This window comes from Alistipes sp. An54 (assembly GCF_002159375.1).
In the GTDB taxonomy this organism is placed as follows: domain Bacteria; phylum Bacteroidota; class Bacteroidia; order Bacteroidales; family Rikenellaceae; genus Alistipes; species Alistipes megaguti.
In genome coordinates this window covers 1-19,024 of sequence record NZ_NFIA01000021.1, presented here as the reverse complement: position 1 = coordinate 19,024, position 19,024 = coordinate 1, and the positions used below count along the sequence as shown (strand labels likewise).

18 protein-coding genes are annotated in these 19,024 nt (G+C 45.8%); all 18 read left to right on the top strand.

The annotated features are described in order from the left end of the window. Nucleotides 1-31 precede the first annotated feature (31 nt). The 18 genes from B5G09_RS12955 (at nt 32) to B5G09_RS12865 (ending at nt 18,792) form a co-directional block, all read left to right on the top strand. The gene (locus tag B5G09_RS12955) at nt 32-346 is read left to right on the top strand and encodes a DUF6706 family protein (RefSeq protein WP_087405503.1); all 315 of its coding nucleotides are present in this window, start codon (nt 32-34) and stop codon (nt 344-346) included. 1 nt (nt 347) lies between these two features. Then, nucleotides 348-683, top strand: coding sequence for a hypothetical protein (locus B5G09_RS12950; protein ID WP_087405502.1), 336 nt, complete (start codon nt 348-350; stop codon nt 681-683). After that, entirely contained in the window at nt 674-1,141 is a 468-nt protein-coding gene (locus tag B5G09_RS12945) for a hypothetical protein (RefSeq protein ID WP_087405501.1), read from the top strand. The genes B5G09_RS12950 and B5G09_RS12945 overlap by 10 nt, the downstream gene beginning before the upstream one ends. Continuing rightward, on the top strand, nt 1,141-1,545 hold the full coding sequence (locus tag B5G09_RS12940; RefSeq protein WP_087278267.1) for a hypothetical protein: 405 nt from the start codon (nt 1,141-1,143) through the stop codon (nt 1,543-1,545). Before B5G09_RS12945 ends, B5G09_RS12940 begins: the two co-directional genes overlap by 1 nt. 5 nt (nt 1,546-1,550) lie before the next feature. After that, complete coding sequence (locus tag B5G09_RS12935; RefSeq protein ID WP_143256571.1) at nt 1,551-2,066, top strand: hypothetical protein; 516 nt, start codon at nt 1,551-1,553, stop codon at nt 2,064-2,066. Between the two features lie 84 nt (nt 2,067-2,150). Continuing rightward, on the top strand, nt 2,151-2,726 hold the full coding sequence (locus tag B5G09_RS12930) for a hypothetical protein (protein ID WP_143256570.1): 576 nt from the start codon (nt 2,151-2,153) through the stop codon (nt 2,724-2,726). A gap of 207 nt (nt 2,727-2,933) precedes the next feature. Then, nucleotides 2,934-7,316: a hypothetical protein gene (locus B5G09_RS12920; RefSeq protein WP_087405497.1), complete on the top strand. Its 4,383-nt coding sequence runs from the start codon at nt 2,934-2,936 to the stop codon at nt 7,314-7,316. A gap of 31 nt (nt 7,317-7,347) precedes the next feature. Then, a complete protein-coding gene (locus B5G09_RS12915; RefSeq protein WP_087405496.1) occupies nt 7,348-7,869 on the top strand; it encodes a hypothetical protein in 522 nt (173 codons plus the stop codon). Between the two features lies 1 nt (nt 7,870). After that, nucleotides 7,871-9,076 carry a LamG-like jellyroll fold domain-containing protein gene (locus tag B5G09_RS12910; protein ID WP_087405495.1) on the top strand — a complete coding sequence of 402 codons (1,206 nt, stop codon included), beginning with the start codon at nt 7,871-7,873 and terminating at the stop codon, nt 9,074-9,076. Then, nucleotides 9,061-13,137: a phage tail protein gene (locus tag B5G09_RS12905; RefSeq protein ID WP_087405494.1), complete on the top strand. Its 4,077-nt coding sequence runs from the start codon at nt 9,061-9,063 to the stop codon at nt 13,135-13,137. Before B5G09_RS12910 ends, B5G09_RS12905 begins: the two co-directional genes overlap by 16 nt. Nucleotides 13,138-13,214: 77 nt before the next feature. Further along, nucleotides 13,215-13,490, top strand: coding sequence for a hypothetical protein (locus B5G09_RS12900; RefSeq protein WP_087405493.1), 276 nt, complete (start codon nt 13,215-13,217; stop codon nt 13,488-13,490). 1 nt (nt 13,491) lies between these two features. Continuing rightward, nucleotides 13,492-14,958 (top strand): hypothetical protein, encoded by a 1,467-nt coding sequence (locus B5G09_RS12895; RefSeq protein WP_087405492.1) that lies wholly within the window; start codon nt 13,492-13,494, stop codon nt 14,956-14,958. 347 nt (nt 14,959-15,305) lie between these two features. Next, nucleotides 15,306-16,328, top strand: a complete 1,023-nt coding sequence (locus tag B5G09_RS12890) for a reverse transcriptase/maturase family protein (protein WP_087405491.1) — start codon at nt 15,306-15,308, stop codon at nt 16,326-16,328. Then, nucleotides 16,303-16,689, top strand: a complete 387-nt coding sequence (locus tag B5G09_RS12885) for a hypothetical protein (RefSeq protein ID WP_143256569.1) — start codon at nt 16,303-16,305, stop codon at nt 16,687-16,689. The genes B5G09_RS12890 and B5G09_RS12885 overlap by 26 nt, the downstream gene beginning before the upstream one ends. Before the next feature lie 13 nt (nt 16,690-16,702). Continuing rightward, nucleotides 16,703-17,119: a hypothetical protein gene (locus B5G09_RS12880; protein WP_087405489.1), complete on the top strand. Its 417-nt coding sequence runs from the start codon at nt 16,703-16,705 to the stop codon at nt 17,117-17,119. Between the two features lie 5 nt (nt 17,120-17,124). Further along, complete coding sequence (locus B5G09_RS12875) at nt 17,125-17,589, top strand: hypothetical protein (protein WP_087405488.1); 465 nt, start codon at nt 17,125-17,127, stop codon at nt 17,587-17,589. Between the two features lie 11 nt (nt 17,590-17,600). Then, on the top strand, nt 17,601-18,179 hold the full coding sequence (locus tag B5G09_RS12870; protein WP_087405487.1) for a glycosyl hydrolase 108 family protein: 579 nt from the start codon (nt 17,601-17,603) through the stop codon (nt 18,177-18,179). 1 nt (nt 18,180) lies between these two features. Next, nucleotides 18,181-18,792: a hypothetical protein gene (locus tag B5G09_RS12865; protein ID WP_087405486.1), complete on the top strand. Its 612-nt coding sequence runs from the start codon at nt 18,181-18,183 to the stop codon at nt 18,790-18,792. Nucleotides 18,793-19,024 lie beyond the last annotated feature (232 nt).

The window sequence follows — 19,024 nt, the reverse complement described above, 5'->3', positions numbered from 1 at the left end:
GCACCCTAACGGCTTTGCAAGACAAAGGAGTATGACAAACAAGGAGTATTTGACCAAAGCATTGAACGGACTTAACCTTTCGGAAGATGATATTGACATTATCATTTTGAAAGGCGGTCTTGAAGCGGATGCCGTTGTGGACGTAAGGGCGTGTGATATGTCGGTGTATAACCGAATGTCCGTAATCCTCAAAGGAATGACCCAAAACGTGTCAGAGGGCGGATATTCTATATCTTGGAATATGGATGCCGTCAAACTCTATTATGCCGCCTTATGCAATGAATTGGGCAAAGAAAACGTGCTTGTGTCACGCCCCAAGATTCGCAACCGTTCAAACATTTGGTAATATGGCATTCGTGAAGCAATATCCGCATTTTCTATTTATCGAAGAAGCCGGGGAATCCATGCAGGATGCCAACGGCAATTGGACGGAATGTGAAGTGTCGCGCAAGTTCATTTCAATGTGCCGTGAGGAATCGGACGGCAAAGGCACGGAATATCAGGTTGCCGGGGGTGAATACCAAAAGGCAACATCTGTTATCCAATGCCCAAAGACTTGCCCAAAGGTAGCCAAAGGCGCAAAGGTGATAATTGCAAACGACAAGGATTGTTCGGACATACGGATTGCCGGAATATGCTTGAATTTCGACCCCTCACAACTTCATTCACGGCTATGGGTGTAAAGGCAAATTTCACGAAAGAAGATGTCAAAAGGCGGTTTGATGCTTTCCTTGACGAAATCGAGCGCAAGCAGATTGCAAGGCTTCAAAGGCTTGGCGAAATGTGCTTGACGGAAGCAAGGAACAACAAAGGCTATATGATGCAGACGGGGGCATTGACTTCATCCACCGGGTATCAAGTTTTTGTTGATGGTGTCGCCATTCATAGCCAATTTGATGCGGCGAGCGGTGCGGAAAGCGAAGCAGCGGCAAGGGGCATGAAGTCTGGTCAGACAATCGCCGAAAAGGTCGGAAAGGAAACAAAGGGTGTTGCCCTTGTTGTGGTCGCCGGAATGAATTATGCCGCTTACGTGGAAGCAAAGGGTTACAATGTCCTATCAAGTGCCGAACATCTTGCAGAGCGGGAATTGCCCCGAATGCTTGAAAAACTGATTACGAACATTAAACGTGCAGCCGAATAATGAAATCTACATTTGACACGGATGGAATCTTGTTTTCATTGCTCAATGGCAAAACATCCATTAAGGGTGGTTGCTATGTGCGTGATGAACGCCCGGAAAATTCAGTTGATGAAGATATTGTCGTGAACACCGTTGATTTGGGGCAAGACAGCTTGCCGCAAATTGGCACGTCAAACATCAACATCTATACGCCGGACACCCCCAAGAAGATAAAAGGGAAAATGCAGGTTTCAGAAAACGGCACACGTTTGAAAGCCTTGACGGATGAAGTCTTGGCGATTGTGAGAAGTGCGAACATCAAAGGGTTGAAGATGCGACCCGGCACAATGTCAATCATGTATGAGCCGAACACCAAACAACACTTTGCTAACATTCGCATTGATTGGAACATTCAAATTGATTAAAAGTTATGGCAGAAAGAACATCTTTGATAACCCTTGGTCTTTGCCAAATCAAGGTTGGAACGGCAGCACCCAATGGAACAATGCCGTCCGAATTAAACAAAATCGGCAAGACTTACAAGAACACTTGTAAGATTGCACAGGCAACGGCGGACGTGACGGAACATTTCGAGGAAGGCATGGCAGCCCCGGAAGTGCGCAAGAAGTCACGCAAAATCCCGACCCTGACATTCTCAATCATGGATGCCAACGTGCAAGATTTGATTGATTATGTCGGCGGTACAAATGTGGGCGATTCGTCCAACCCCAAGTGGGGTTATGATGGCAATGAAGTTGTCGCAAACAAGGCAATTTTCGTTGAATCTGAACAAGGGTTGGACTTTGAGATTCCCAACGGTGACATTGAAGCGGTCATAAATGCGGATATGTCGGCGGCAGGAATTTTCCTTGTGGACTTCACCGTTACCCCGATGGCGGTTACAGCCGGAAAAGCCATTCGCGGCGTGCCGAAAGCCAAGGCGTAATTCGGGGTGCATTGATTGTTTAATACAAAAACCCGAAGCCCCCGGAGTGTGACAACTTACGGGGGCTTCTTACTTTCAGAGATTATGAATGACGAAAAGAAACAACTTGAACAAGAACGCAACGAGTTGAACACCCTTATCAACAAGGGCGTGTCGTTTGAACTGAAAGACACCGAATTTGAGGTGAAAAAAAAGTTTTTCGGTCTGATAAGGCGGTACAAGCCCAAAGAGGTGACACGCACATTCAAGATTGAGGAAATGACCCTTGCGACCCTTGACCGCATTACATCTGAATCGGTGGAAATCGCCATTGATGAAAACGCGATGAAGTCAGCGGGTATGGACAGCATGAAGATGGCAAGGACACTTGCGCACAAACATTCATTGCGGTGCGCAAAGATTGTCGCCATTGCCGTGCTTGGCGAAGATAGGTTGATACCCAAGCCCGGAAAGGCGGGCATAAGATGGGTTGAGGACACGAAAAGACTTGAAGAATTGACTTCATTGTTTGCCCGGAAAATCAAATCTTCAACCTTATACAAATTGTATGTCCTTGTCAATACGATGGGGAATCTTGGGGATTTTATGAACTCTATTCGATTGATTTCAACAGAAAGAACCACGATGCCGATTCGGATAGAGGAAAACAACGAGGGTTAAACAGTCCGCACGGTCGCCGGGGTGCGATTTGTGAGCATTTCGGATGGACTTATGACTACTTGTTACACGGCATTCCGTGGTCGGTTGTTCAAAGGATGATGATTGATGCACCGGGTTATGACTTGGATAACAATAATGACACGGAAATTCAATTGACAGAGGACAACAGCGAACAAATTATGAACTACGTTAATAGTATGATGTAATATGGCAGAAATAGACGGTGGGTCATTATCTTTCAAATCCATTTTAGACAATGGTCAGCTTAATGCGGCTATTGATGAAACATTGCGGCGCGTGCAAGGCTTTTCCAATGCCGTTGCCGGAAGCGGTGATGTTATGGACAAGACCACGCAAGAGATAGTCGAGTGTATCGAGATACAACGCAAGGTGATTCAGGACTTGGAAAATTCATACAATGACCTGACCGCCAAGATAAACGCGATTGAACCGGGTGAAGCGCAAAATGTGCTTATGACCCAAGCTAATGCGGTGAAACAAGAACTTGATTCCGAAAGGAAAGGTCTTGTCGCCTTGATGAACGAATTGAACAATCTTCAAGGTGTCGCAAGCAATGCTTCAATGGGGCTTACCAACATTCGTTCAACGCTTGGGCAAATCGGCGCGGCTTGTGAGGAACACGAGCAGGAAATTTCCCGGTTGAGTGCCGAATATGACCGCGTAAGCCGTGCCGCAAGTGATGCTTTCATGTCCGGGCGCGATGATGATTACCGTGCCTTGCAAGACCGTGCGGATGCAATCAAAGGTGAAGTCACGGTTCGCAAGCAGTTGTTGAATGAATTGCGCGAACAATCCGATGCCTTGGAAGCGGAAGCACAAAAGATTGAAAAGGCGGCGCAGGAAGCCGAAAATGCGGCACAATCCCACGTTTCATTCCGTACCCGCTTGCGTGAAGTGCGTGAAGAATTGATGCAATTGGAACTTGCAGGCGATACAAGTTCCGAAAGATATAAGGAACTTCAAGCACAAATGGGCGAATTGTCGGAAGCGATGGATGCCGTCACGACCCAACAAAATATGTTGAAGCGCGGTGAAAGGATGTGGGATGGCTTGTTGTCGGGTCTTTCCGGCGTGTCAGGCGCATTTTCAGCGGCACAAGGTGCGGTTGCCTTGTTCAGCGGTGAAAACGAGAATCTGCAAAAGATTATGCTTAAAGTTCAATCCTTAATGGCTATCACAATAGGGTTGAAAGAAGTGCAACTTGCCCTTGATAAAGATGAAGCATTCCAACTTGTCACCATCAACGGATTGAAAGAATGGTGGAACAAGTTGTTGGCGGTCGGCAGGGGTGAGCAAGTCGCGGCAACGGCTGCAACCGTGGCGGACACCGCCGCGACCGTTGCAGATACGGCGGCAACAACCGCCAACACCGCCGCACAACAAGCGAACACGGCAGCACAAACGGGAAACACCGCCGCACAAGGTGCAAATGTGGTTGCGACCGGGGCGCAAGCAACGGCGGCGGTTGCCGGAACAGCCGCGAACATAGGTCTTGCCGGGGCGTTCCGAATGGTCGGGGCGGCTATAAAGTCAATCCCGGTATTCGGTTGGATTGCCGCCGCAATAGGGGCTTTGATTGCCGTTATATCCCATTTTGTCAGCAAGGCGAATGAGGGCAAGAAAGCGGCGCAAGAATTTTATAAATCCCTTGCGGAAAACGCATACAAGCCCATTGCGACCATTGAAGAATTGTCCTTGAAGTGGAATGCCCTTGGTGATGATTTGGAAGCCAAAAAGAAGTTCATTGAGGATAACAAGGCGGCTTTTGATGAATTGGGTGTTTCCATCAATGGGGTTACGGATGCTGAAAACTTGCTTATCGCCAACAAGCAAGCATTTATCAATGCCCAAATCGAAAAGGCAAAAGCATTGGTTTATCTTCAACAAGCACAAGAAAAGGTGAAAACCTTGTTAGAGCAGGAACAGGCGTACAACGCGATGCCGGACACCGTGACAAAAAATGTGATGGTCGGTGTCGCCGCTAATGAAGCACCCATATTCAAGCAAATTGAGGTTGCCAATGAAGCCAAAGCGGAAGCAAAGACCCAACTTGACGCATTGAGGGCTGAAATAACCAAGGGTTTTGAGAATGCAGCCCATGCAGAATCAAACGGCTTCAATCTGTTAAAGCAAGCCGGGATTGATGCGACCAAGACTTATGCGGATGGCACATTGGGGGCTATTGAACAAGCCATTCAGGTAAAGCAGGAAGCATTAAAGAACTTGACAAGCAATGCCGAATACAAAACGGCAATGCAGGAAATCGAAAAGCTGCAAAAGCAAGCGGATGCGATTACCGGGCGAAAGACTACAACCACGACCAAAACAACCACCAACACCCAAGACCCTTTCATTGAGAAGCTGAATAAGTACAAATCCGAATATCAGCGTTTCCAGAAGTGGGTCAATTCGGGTGATGAAGTCCTTGTCCGTTCCGCCAATCAGGAATTTGCCAACTTGCTTGCAGAGGGGGCGACATACATTGATTATTTGAAGAATCAGCGTGACCAAATTTTGGCGGTTGATGTGTCAGACCGCACAAAGGCGCAAAACAAGCAGTTGCGGCAACTTAATGATGCCATTGCAGAAGAAACCAAGAAAACCGTATTGGAAGCGTTCAACGAAGAATTGAATGCCCAATTGTCGAATGCCCGAACCGTCCTTGATATGCTCAATATCATTGAGCAAAGGCGAAAGGAATTGTCCGGCGATGGAACGGAACTTGACACCGCAAAGGCTGATGCCCTGAATGAAGCCGAAAACAACGTGCAGGAACAAGCACGGCAACAGACTGAAACGTTGCTTGAAGAATATGCTTCTTATGTCGAGCAAAAACGCCGTCTTGAACAGCAATTCAATGATGATGTTGCCTTGATGATGCGTGAACGCGAAAAGGCAACCACCGATGCCCAACGTGCGGAAATAGACAATGCCATTCAAAACAGGACAACCCAATACAACAAGGATGTCCGCAATATCGGCGGTGTCGATTATGATGCGATGCTTGCCGAATATGGCACTTTTGAGGAACGCAAGCAAGCAATCATTGATGAATACGATGAAAAGCGGCGTGCAGCACAGGAAGCCGGGAACACGGAAATGGTCGAAGCGATAGACCGGGCGCAAGCGCAAGCCCTTTCAAAATTCGCCCTTGACGAATTACAGGCACACCCGGATTGGGAATTGATGTTTGGCGACCTTGACGAAATCAGCACCCGCAAACTTCAAGAACTGATTGATAAAATCAACAACCTTGACGGGGCTTATCTTGGTATCGAATTTGACCCGAAAGACCTTGAAACCCTCAAAAACAAAATCAAGGAAATGCAGAACGAAATACGGGAACGCAACCCGTTTAAGTCGTTGATTTCCTCAATCAAGGAATATGGCAAGGCGGCGGATGATGAAAGCAAGAAAAAAGCCTTGACGAATATGTTTGAGAGCGCAAGCGGTGCGATTGAACTTGTGGGCGGTGCTTTTGATGCCGTAACGTCCGGGTTGGAAAAGATGGGTGTCACGATGGATGAACAAACACAAGCCATTATCGGTGACATTGGCGGCATATTGGATGGAGCGGGGCAAGTCGCAAGCGGCATTGCAACGGGCAACCCCTTGTCAATCATTCAAGGGTCGGTCGGGTTGCTTTCATCCGCTTTCGACCTTTTCAACAGCCGTGACCGAAAGGCGGAAAAATCCATCAAACGCCACCAAGAAGCAATCGACAAGCTGAAAGCATCTTATGAACAACTTGAATGGGCGGTTGATAAGGCATTGGGCGCGGAAGTGTATAACAACCAAATGGCGTTGATTCATAACATGGAGCAACAGCAAGCACACTTGCGCGGCATGATAAATGATGAGTATTCCAAGAAACACACCGACAACGGGAAAATTCAAGATTACCAAAACCAAATCGCCGAACTTGACCGACAAATCCAAGATTTGTATGATGAAATCGCCAACGACATATTGCAGACCAACGCAAAGGACTTTGCATCAACATTGGCGGATTCATTGACGGAAGCATTCAAGGCTGGTGAAGATGCGGCGAATGCCTTTGAACAAACGGTTAATGAAGTGTTGCAAAATGCGATTGTCAATCAACTTAAAAAGAAGTTCCTTGAAAACCAATTGCAAAGCGCGTTGGATAGCCTTTACACCGATATGGGGTATTGGTCGGGCGACAACTTCATCTTTGACGGTCTGACGGAACAGGAAATTGCAGACTTCAAAGCCAAAGTTCAGGCGGCGGCGAACAACTACAATCAGGCGTTGGATGTTTACAAAGACTTGTTCAAGGACTTGGAAATTGAAGATGATTCGGAAGATTCATTGACGGGCGCGGTCAAAGGTGTTACGGAAGAAACCGCCGACATAATAGCCGGGCAAATGAATGCAATCCGTATCAATCAGATGGAAGCGACACAAGTATTGCGGCAATCCTTGCAAGCCTTGAACACCATTGCGAACAATACGGCTTACAATAGGTATCTTCAAGACATACTTTCGGCAGTCAGGGAATTGCAGCGACCAAGCGGCGATTCGTTACGTGCGCAAGGTTTGTCATAACCGAATATGTTTCACTATAAAACAAAGTGATATGGACTTAACAAAAGAACTTGCAAGGCAGGCAAAGAAAAATGGCATTTGCAAACCGTGGTACAATGAATTGAAGTCATTGTCGGATGGCGATGTGTGCGCGATGGCACAAATGTACTTGAAAGGCATTGATTTTTGCCTTGCCCATGATTACCCCGACAATGACTTCATTAGGGCGCATTTCAAAGGCAGAATGGAGCAATACGGGGTTTTCCTTGATGATGATATAAAAGTCGAAAATAAGCCCAAATGCGTGTGTCTTGGGGCAACTTGCGGGCGTGTTGAAGTAACCGGGTTCAACGTGTGCGAGATATACGCCAAGCACAATGCGAATTTGAATGTCATTGCAAGGGATAACGCCTTTGTGGTGATAGACGTGTTCGATGATGCCGTTGTCAATGTTTGCGCGAGCGACCGGGCGAAAGTTTGCGTGAACCATTATGTCGGCGGCGGTCGGGTTATCAAGTGCGCAACCGATGATGCGGTTGTGAAAATCATTGAGAAACAGAAAAAAACTTATTGATATGGATGCAAACAACATAATTCTTCAAATGCCATTCGATGAAAGCGATGGTTCTTTGATTGCGTATGATTACAGCCAAAACCGTGCGGATGGCGCGGTGAACGGTGCGCATTTCGTCACAGGCAAGAACGGCAATGCCATTTCCTTTGCCGGGTCTGACACTTGCGAGGTGTCGAAAACCGTGTTCCCGAACATGACGATTGATTTTACCGTGATGTTATGGGTGCAAAACCGTGAAGCCGACTTGGGTTCACCTCAAAGCCTTATATGGGTTCTAAACTTTTCAGGGTTGAAAAATTATGTGGAAGTACCCATTGAAGCAAAGCCCGGTTCTTGGTTTTCGCTTGCCTTGACAAAGAAATCGGGAATGTATAACTTTTATGTCAATTCTTCACTTGTTAAGACCGTAAACAATTCCGGCACGTTGCTTGGCGTTTCCCTGAATCAAGATTATTACGGTGGTTCTTGGGGCTTTGGCTTGTTGGATGATGTGAAGTTTTACAACCTTGCCTTGACACAAGCCGAACTTATCAACGAAATGTCAAGCAGCAAGCAACAAGGATATTTGCTTGACGGCGTGAATTTCAAGGAATACGGCGTTTATGTGTCCGGGTCTGACGGTGTGTTGAACCGCCCGAAATTAAAGACCCCGGCTTCATTGTCATGGGATAACTATCACGGTGAAAGTGTTGATTTGATGCACAAGTTCTATGAACCGCGTGAAATCACCTTGTCTTGCTTTGTCAAGGCGGATTCCAAGATGGATTTCATCCGCAAGGTAACATCTTTCCAACAACAGCTTGACAAGGCAGGAACAAACCGCCTTACCATTGATGTTCACCCGGTGAAACCCTTGATTTATGAAGTCTATTGCAAGGATGCAATCGAAATCACGAAAGAATGGGATGATGAATTGATGGTTGGCACGTTCAAGTTGAAATTAGTTGAACCCGAACCCGTGAAGCGTGTGTTGAAGCATATCCGGGTTGGTGAATCGACAAAGACTTGCAATGTCAAATTGACCTCAAACAAGTACGTGAACATCTATTGGGGTGATGGAAGCGTGGATTATGACATTAGCGGTGACGAAGTGGAAATCACGCACAATTACGCCGCAAATGGTGACTATTTCCCGGTAATCACGGGTTGCATTGACGAAATTTCATTGTTTGAAACAAATGCCATTGTCGTATGGGAAAAAATCTAACAAACATAATCATTGCGAAAGCAGATGGAAGCCGTGTGCCTATCGCCAACAGGCGCACGGCAACCGATATTTCATCCGCAAAGCAGAAATGGGCATTGAATGCGGAAGATACCGTTTCATTGACCGTTGTATCGCCATTCCCGCAAACATACGGCATTGGCGACAAGATAACCGTTTTCGGGCGTGACTACAAGTTGAACCGTTTGCCGAAAGCAAAGAAAACGGGTATGCACGAATTTCAATATGACTTGGAATTTGAGGGCATACAATATGACCTTTTCCGGGTGACTTACGATGTCACCATTGACACGACCACCAACGAATTGCAGGACGTGCAGGGCGACACCCTCACAGGAGATTTGCACCGCTTTATGACCGTTCTTATTGCCAATGCAAACCGTGTCTTTCCGGGCAAATGGGTGCTTGGCGTATGCCCTGAAACGGCGAGTGACAAGACTTTGACTTTCGGTGAATCCGATAATTGCTTGTCGGTGCTGCAAAACCTTTGCAGTGAATCGAACTTCAATGTCGAATTTGAGATTGAGCAATCAAACGGGGTTTATACAATCAACTTGTATGAAAAAGTTGGTCAGACCTTGCCATATACGTTCCAATACGGCAAGGGGCGTGGCTTGTATGAACTGACAAGGGAAAATGTTTCATCCGCAAACATAGTCACCCGGTTGAAAGTGTATGGTTCGACCGAAAACATTACGTCAAAATACCGTGCCGACCGCCTTTGTTTGCCGGGCAAGACAAAGGGGCAATCATACATTGAGAAAGCCGAAATGGTGGCGAAATACGGCATTTTTGAGGGGCGCAAGAACTTCGATGATATAAAGCCGTCTTTCACGGGAACGGTTGATGCCATTGTGTCGGGCAACGTCTTGCAATTCATAGATAATGATTTCCCTTTCAACCTCAATGAAAAGGAAGCGGACGGGGTGACGACAAAGTATATGATTGCAGATGTGAAACCCAAAATCCACTTCAACACGGGCAATCTTGCCGGGTATGAATTTGAAGTACACAGTTACGACCATGCAACGCATACATTCACATTGATAAAGCAAACGGATGACCGGGGTAACGTGTTTCCGTCTGAAACGTCTTTGGCTTATCAAATCGGTGTCGGCAATGAATACAAGATTCTTGACATTGCTTATCCGCAAAGTATCGAGCAAGCGGCGGAAGAAGAATTGGAAGAAACGGGCAACAAGTATTATGACCAAAATTGCCAACCAAAGGTGCAATATGGGTTGAGTGTCACAAAGGCATGGTTGCAAAACCTTGTCGGAAGCGATGAAACGGTGACAAACGTGTTCCGACCGGGCGATTACTTGCACATTGTGGATAAAGACATTGACGTTGATAAATCCGTGCGCATACAATCACTTGAAAGGAACATCCTTGACCCATACGAATACACCCTTACCATATCGGACACTGTTAAAACAAGTGTGACAAACCGGGTGATTTCCGACCTTATAGACATTGACAAAGTTATCACCATAAACAACTTGAAAGACCCGGTGCGGGCGCGGGCAAATTGGCGTACAAGCCGCGAATTGTTGAACATGGTGTTCGACCCTGACGGCGATTATTACAGCGACAAGATAAAGCCCTTGTCGATTGACACATTGGCATTGTCGGTCGGGGCAAAGTCAATGCAATTCGGATTGACAAATACGGTCTTTCAACCCAATTACGGGGGCAATTCAAATGTCGTGAAATGGCAAGGCGGTGTCTTGACCCATTACACCATCAATGAAGAAACGGCGGTGTCTTGGGTCATGGCTGACGGTTCAATAACCTTGTCAAAGAATCAAGCATATTTCCTATATGCGAAATGTGCCAAGAATGGTGATGCCGGAACATTCATCTTTTCGACTTCACAAATTAAGGTTGAACAGGATGCCAATTATTATCATTTCCTTATCGGCACAATATCGAGCATTGACCCGGAATTGAAAGTGCGGTCTTTGTCCTTGACTTATGGTTTTTCAATGATAAACGGTCGTTTCATCAAGACCGGGCGCATTGAATCGGCGGACGGCACGACATATTTTGACCTTGACAATTCGGAAATCGGCGGTCGTATTGTGTTCAATTCCAATGGTCAGGAAAAGACCCTTGAAGAATTGGGCAATGAAGCACTTGAAAGCAAGAATTTCATCAACAACACCTTGCCGGGCTTGCTTGCTGAAATACAAGCGCAACTTGACGGGCAAATTGAACAATTCTTTGAAACATACAACCCGACATTGAGCAATGCCCCGGCGAATGAATGGACAACGACCCAATTAAAGGACAATCACTTGGGCGATTTGTTCTACAACACGGCAACGGGCGCGGTGTTCCGTTTTGTCAAGGAAAATGGAACTTACAAATGGTCGCAACTTTCAGATGCGGAAGTCGCACAAGCCATTGCCCTTGCGCAAGATGCGCTTAATCTTGCAAAGGATAAGAACCGCATATTCACGACAACCCCTTACACGCCTTATGAAGTCGGCGATTTATGGGTTCAAGGCACAACCGGGGATATTATGCGTTGCATAAGGGCAAGAGCATCCGGCAATTATTCTTCAAGCGATTGGCAAAAGGCAAGTAAGTACACCGATAACACGGCATTGAACAACTTTATCAACGGCACTTATTCGGATGATATTGCGGACTTGACTTCACAGATTGACGGCAAGATTGAAACGTGGTTTCAGACAACCGACCCGGCGGCAAGTTGGACTACAACGGCGATTAAAAAGAAGCACGTTGGCGATATGTGGTACAATTCAAGCGCACACAAGTTAAGGAGATATTCAAGTTCTTATTCTTGGGTAAACATTGATGACCAAAAGGCACTTGACGCATACAGCCTTGCAAGCCAAGCAAAGGACACAGCGGACGGCAAACGGCGTGTGTTCGTTTCAACCCCTTATCCACCTTATGACATAGGCGATTTGTGGGTCAATGGAACGGACTTGAAGCGGTGTGCCGTGAAGCGAACAAGCGGTTCATATATCGCAACGGATTGGGTCAAGGCGGTGTCATACGACAATACAAAGACGGTCATTGATGGCGGTTTGGTAACATCCGGCACAATACAGGTCGCCGGAAGTACATCAACCATCCTTGCGGGCATGACCGGGCAAGGCACGGCGGCAAGTTCCGTGCGCTTTTGGGCTGGTACTTCATTTGAAAACCGTGCTTATGCCCCTTACAGGGTCATGCAAGACGGTTCGGTTGTCATGGAAAAAGCAACCGTCAAGGGTGAAGCATACATCAACAAAGGCACAATTACCAATGCGGATTTGAACAACGTAATCATAAAAGGGAGCATTGCCAACGCATTTCGGAATGGTTACTTTGCCCTTGGCGGTTCGGCAGGGGGCGAAATAACGGTGTCCACGTTGGGATTGCAGAATAACAATAATGTTGTCATTACAGGTACAAGCAGTGGCGGTTGGAATACGGCATTCACAATTCCTTTCACTTTGGAATATAGCGGTTTCCGTGCAATCATTATGAATGATTATTTCAATGGTCAAACCCCGGTCGGGGTGATTGTAAGCAATACAGCCCCAAGCGGAAAATACTTCTATGAAAACGGCAGGACTTATAGAACCTTGTCGATAAATCCTTATGAAGCCGTTGAAATGATTGGCTATGGGGATAATTCAAAGTTTTACGGGTGGATTATCTTGCGCCGCTTCTATACAAAGGCAACCAATATGCGCGGATTGCCTTTCAAGGTGTCTTATATGGGCATGGTGAACCAATCGGGCGGCTTGATAAAGTTGCACCGATACGACACGGCGACAATAACGACTTCAAGACTTGGAACGGGGCATTACAGGGTAAGGATAAGTCCGGGCTTTTCAAGCGTGAATAATTACTTGGTTTTCGCCACGTGTGATTCAACAAGTCAAGGTTCGGTCGGAAGATATGCAAGCATCTATGCAAAGAATACGACTTATTTTGACGTGTACACGGGTGATGATGCAAGTGCCAATGATTCGGGATTTTCCTTTATGATTGTGAACACAACAGACTTTACCGGGTAAAAGTTGTGCTTGTGTTATCCACAATGTTTTATAGTAAAACAATAACAAGTTAATTTTGCAAACAAAACTTTTTGATTATGAGTGAAACAAGAAGCGGCGAAACGGTGTCCGCACAAATCGGAAAGATGGGAGCAATCGACAATCTGAACAATGCTGATTTCAGCTTGCCGGACGGTCAATGCTTCAACGTCAAGAATGACGGCACGCAACCCGTGAAATTATCGGTGCAGCTTGCCGGAATGAATGACGGGGAATTTATCGAAACGCAATTTGATTGCGGTTGGAATCCTGAAATCGTAAAGACGGTGAAGCAAACTTCATTGTCAGGTACTAACTTAAAATGGGGCTATTGATATGGGATTGATTATTGGGGTCGGCAACACAAAGCCGACATTCGCTTATGATTATTATTATGGCATTGAATGGGATGCCACGGTGTCAAACCCGCACCCGACACGGGTCGGCAAGATGGAACTTCACAAGGAATTGCCGTTGCAAAGCCTTATCCGGCGTTGCATCTTGAAAGACAATGGCGAAGTAAACTATTACTTGCACGCCAATGATTCGACAAAGCGCGACACGGGGGCGGCTGCAAACCTTACAGGGGCTGATGGGCAATACATGGATGAATTGCCCGATATGTATGTGCGTTTTGAAACGGACGGCGACAAAAGCCGCCACTTGCAGTCCACCGAACCTTTGCCCGGCTTCAAACTTTGGCGCAAAGACTATGTTTCGGCGGTGGAAGCGACCGTTCAGCGTTCAACACAAACATTGTGTGCGGTTGTGAACAAAGATGCGGATTACAGGGGTGGCAACAATGATGCAAACCGTGACGGCACATATCGTTCACAGCTTGGAATGCCCGCAACGGTTATATCTTTGACCAATTTCCGCACATACGCAAGGAAGCGTGGAACGACCGAATGGAATTGCAACTTGTACCAAACACACAAAAAATTGTGGTGGCTTTTTGCCGTTGAGTATTGCACATTCAATTCGCAAGAAGCGTTCAATGCCGAATTGACGGAAGATGGCTATCACCAAGGCGGCTTGGGTTCGGGTGTGACAACCTTGGATTGGACGAGGTGGTCAAACTTCAATGGCAATTATCCGTTCGTGCCTTGTGGTACAACAAACAACCTTGGCAACAAGACCGGGTATGTTGAATTTACCATGCCGTTTGAATATGATGCAAGTGGTGAAGCCAACTATAAGGGTGAATATAATGCGAAAACCGCATACACCGCCGGACAATATGTTTCACAAGGTGATTTGCTATACACTTGCAAAGCAAATGCAGCAGCGGGAACGGCTTTAACCGATACAACCTACTTCACCAAAGTAACGCGCACGGTTGTGCAAGTGCCGTCTTACCGTGGTGTAGAAAACCCGTTTGGGCATATATGGAAGTGGACGGATGGTTGCAAATGTCTTATTCAGAGTGAAGCCGATGGCGGACTTTCTGAATTTTACGTTTGTGACGACCCGGCGGCATTCACAAGTTCCGGCACAACCAACTATGAATTGCGTGGCAACTTGCCAAGAAAAGAGGGGTATGTGAAGAAGATGATTCTTGGTGAAGATGGCGAAATCATGCCGCTTGAAGTCGGTGCGGGTTCGACCACATATTTTTGTGATTACTTCTATACCAACATTCCGGCAAGTGGAGTTTCGGAACGTGGCGTTTTGTTCGGCGGTTATGCGCATCCTGGTGCGCGTGCGGGGTTCGTGTCTGCGAATACGCATCATGCGGCTACGAGTACGTCTGCGTATTTCGGTTCTCGGCTTTGCTTTTACCCGCAAATCGAAGCGGTTTAAATCGTCAAATCGAGTGGCAAATATGATTTTGGAATTTGGATGAAAAATAAAACAAAGGTTGTCCGATGTCGTGGCGTTTTGTTCAGCGGTAATGCGAATAATGGTGCGAATGCAGGGTTCGTGTATGCGAATACGAATAATACGGCTACGAATACGAATGCGAATATCGGTTCTCAGCTATGCTTGTAAAAATATAGTTGCATATCGGAAACCTTGCCACAAAAGCAGCCCGACCGGGGTTGCATGAGTTGGGGGCAATAACCCCAACGGCAAAAAACAAATTAGGTAAAACGGTTTTGGTAGGGGCAACCCGAAGAATCCTAATATACAAGCAAACTTAAAGGACAATGAAACGGATTGGCAATTTGTTTGACCGGGTAATAAGCATTGAAAACTTGCGTCTTGCCGATGAAAAGGCAAGGAAAGGCAAGTTGCGTTCTTATGGTGTGCAGATACACGACAAGAACCGGGATGCCAATATCATTGCCTTGCACGAAAGTTTGAAAAACGGCACATTCAAAACATCCAAATATCATGTTTTCACTATATATGAACCGAAAGAAAGGCTAATTTACCGATTGCCGTATTATCCCGACCGTATCTTGCACCATGCCATTATGAACGTCCTTGAACCGATATGGGTTTCCATCTTCAACAAGAACACATATTCTTGTATCAAGAATCGTGGAATCCACAAGTGCGCAAAGGATGTCAAACAAGCATTGAAGCAAGACCCGGACGGAACACGCTATTGCCTGAAAATTGACATAAAGAAGTTTTATCCGTCAATCCACCATGATGTCTTGAAAGGCATTGTCAGGCGGAAAATAAAAGATAATCGCTTATTGGCATTGCTTGATGAAATCATTGATTCGGTCGATGATGAAAAGGGCGTGCCAATAGGCAATTATTTAAGTCAGTATTTTGCAAACCTTGTCTTGGCTTATTTTGACCATTGGTTGAAAGAAACCAAGCGTGTGAAGTATTATTGGCGTTATGCCGATGATATTGTCATTCTTGCACCCAACAAGGAAGTATTGCACGAATTGTTACACGAAATCCGGGCTTACCTGAAAGGGTTGAAGTTACGTGTAAAACGCAATTACCAAGTCTTTCCCGTTGATTCAAGGGGCATTGACTTCTTGGGGTATGTCTTTTACCATACGCACACATTGTTGCGGAAGTCCATCAAGCAGAAACTTTGCCGCCGGGTGGCAAAATTGAACAAACGCAAGATTGTTCCAAGCAAAGCGGACTACAAGCAACAGATTTGCAGTTGGTGGGGATGGTGCAAGTATTGTGATTCTCTGAATTTAATGAACAAACTTTCAAAAACATTTCCGTATGAAATTAGATTTAATCGCGCCTAATGCGCATTACGACATGGCGCACGGGAAACCCGCCGTTTTGGAGTATGACAATGACGGTTCTTGGCTTTACCGCTTGAATATAGAACCCGAAATGGGCATACCAGAGGGGCAAGAAGAAGAAACCCAAATCGGGTGGAAGTGCTATGAAGTGCGTGGCTACAATAAAGCCACAAAAGAGAATGTTAAACGGGTCGTTATCCGTTCGGTCATTGACGAAACGGCAGAATTTGACCTTGTTAATTCCTACAACAAACACGTTCTTGGCATTGCCGTGAACGAAAGCGCGGTTGAGGAATACAAGGAGTATTTGCAGTTTACGGAAGATTTGGATGCGGTCTTGATAGAAGATTTGTCTAATTAAACACTTACAGACAATGGCAAAGTTTTGTGAACTTGGTGTTGAATCGGATGTTGTGATTGGTAAGGGTATCGACATGGAAGATTTGTTCGGTCGCCGAATACTGATTGAAAAGGTCATTATCCAACCAACAAAATTTCCGGGCAAAAATTCATCCGGGTTGAGAATGCAAATGCAAGTTGTCCTTGCCACTTTCAATGAAGCGGCGGACAAGGACGGTGATTTCTTCACAAAGAACCCTGACGGCACGCCCGCCGGGGAAAGACGGTCTTGTTTTACCGGGTCTGACATACTTATTGGGGCTATTCAAAAAGCCGAAACCAATTTGCCGTCAATGAATGCAAGCCGTGCGGAAAAGGGATTGTCGCCAATTCGTTTGTACCCAATTGACACTACTATTGTCAAAGTTGGTAAATGTTTTCAATTTACTTGATAGTTATGAACGAGATATTGGTTACAATCGGTTCCATTATAGGAACATTGGGAGGTTGGGAAGCTGTCAAATATCTTATAAACAGAAAAAGCAACAAGACTATTGCAGAAGCGAATGCTTTTGAAGTCCAGCGCAATGCCCTACTTGAAGATTACAAGCGCGTGCAGGGTGAAGTCGATGTCCTGAAAAAAAAGGTCGATGAATTGTATGAAAAATTACATAGCCTTGAAAATGAACGTCTTGACCTTATCCGTGAAAATAATGAATTGCGCTTGCAACTTAAAGAAGCAGAAAAGCACGTTTGTTTGCAGCCGGATGATAAATGTTTACAAAGATTGAACAATGGTGTCAAGTGTCGTCTTGTCAATTTGTTGCGTGGCAACTATACAAAAGACCATCCTGATGCAATCATAACGGAAGAAGATATGCAAAATTCCAATGGAGATTTAGAAAAGGAAGAAACCGTTTAACAGATGTAATTATGGCAGATGTAAATAAGTTACTGCCTTTCATATTGAAATGGGAAGGCGGTTTTGTAAATGACCCGGCGGATGCCGGGGGCGCAACAAATAAAGGTGTGACAATCGCCACATGGCGCAATGTGGGTTATGACAAGGACGGTGACGGGGATATTGACGTTAAAGACCTGAAATTGCTTTCGGTTGATGATGTCCGTGACCGGGTGTTGAAGCCCCATTTTTGGGATAGATGGAAAGCCGACCAAATCCAATCGCAAAAGGTCGCCAACATCCTTGTTGATTGGGTATGGGGGTCGGGAAAGCACGGCATTGTCATTCCTCAAAGATTACTTGGGGTCGTTGATGATGGCATTGTCGGCGACAAGACTTTATCGGCGGTGAACTTTGCCGACCCTGACCAACTCTTTGATGCAATCTTCAAAGCCCGTGTTAAGTTTTTCAACGACATAACAGAATCGAGCATTAAGAAGTATGAAAAGAAGATTGGTCGAAAGGCAACGGAATCCGAATTGATGAAGTACACCAACAAAAGGTTTTTGAAAGGATGGCTTAACCGATTAAATAACATTAAAACGATATGACATGAAAAAGATTGTTGCCCCGGTCTTGGGGCTTGTATTGCTTGCATCTTGTGGTACTGCAAGGAAAGTCCAGCAGACCAAACAGGAAGTCCGAATTGATAGTACGGCAATAGCGAAAGAAGCGAATGCCAAGACGGACAAGTTCGTTGATACGACCCGAACCCAACATGGTAAAACAACCATTACGGAGATAGATTTTTATCCACCCATGCCCGACAATATAAATAATGTCGTGTCGGTTGATAGTGGCAAGCATGATGATACATCTTCAAGGGCGATGCCGCAATCATATCCGGCAAATGCGGATTTGCATAATGTCGGGAACATCAAAGGTGCGGTTAAGTCCATCAAACAAACGGTCATTGAATCCGATGTTGAAGAAAAAGGCGAAAGCGAGGAATCGAGCGAAAGCAAGGAAACCGAAAGTGCCGCCAATGTAGGAAGAAACGAAACGAATGTTCAGCAAAGCCAAGAACCAACCCCCGACCCGTACCGATGGCGATACATCTTTTACATATCTTTGATTGCCGTTGCGGTCTTGCTTTACTTGAAAAGAACGCCAATAATCAATTGGATAAAGAAGATTCTTGCAGGGATAAGAAAGATTCTGTGAAATCTTCACTACCTTTGCACCACATTGTTGCGAAGCCCCAAAGTTGCATTGGGGAACAATGCGCCCCGGCTTTGTGTCGGGGCTTTTTCATGTACACGGGTGTACACGAATGTACACGGCATTTTAGACACAAAAACGCCCCGAATTGTGAAAATTCAGGGCGTTTCGTGTACATTTTCGTGTACGCTTTCCGTAAGCCTTTGACACTCAATGTGTATTGCGGAGAGAGAGG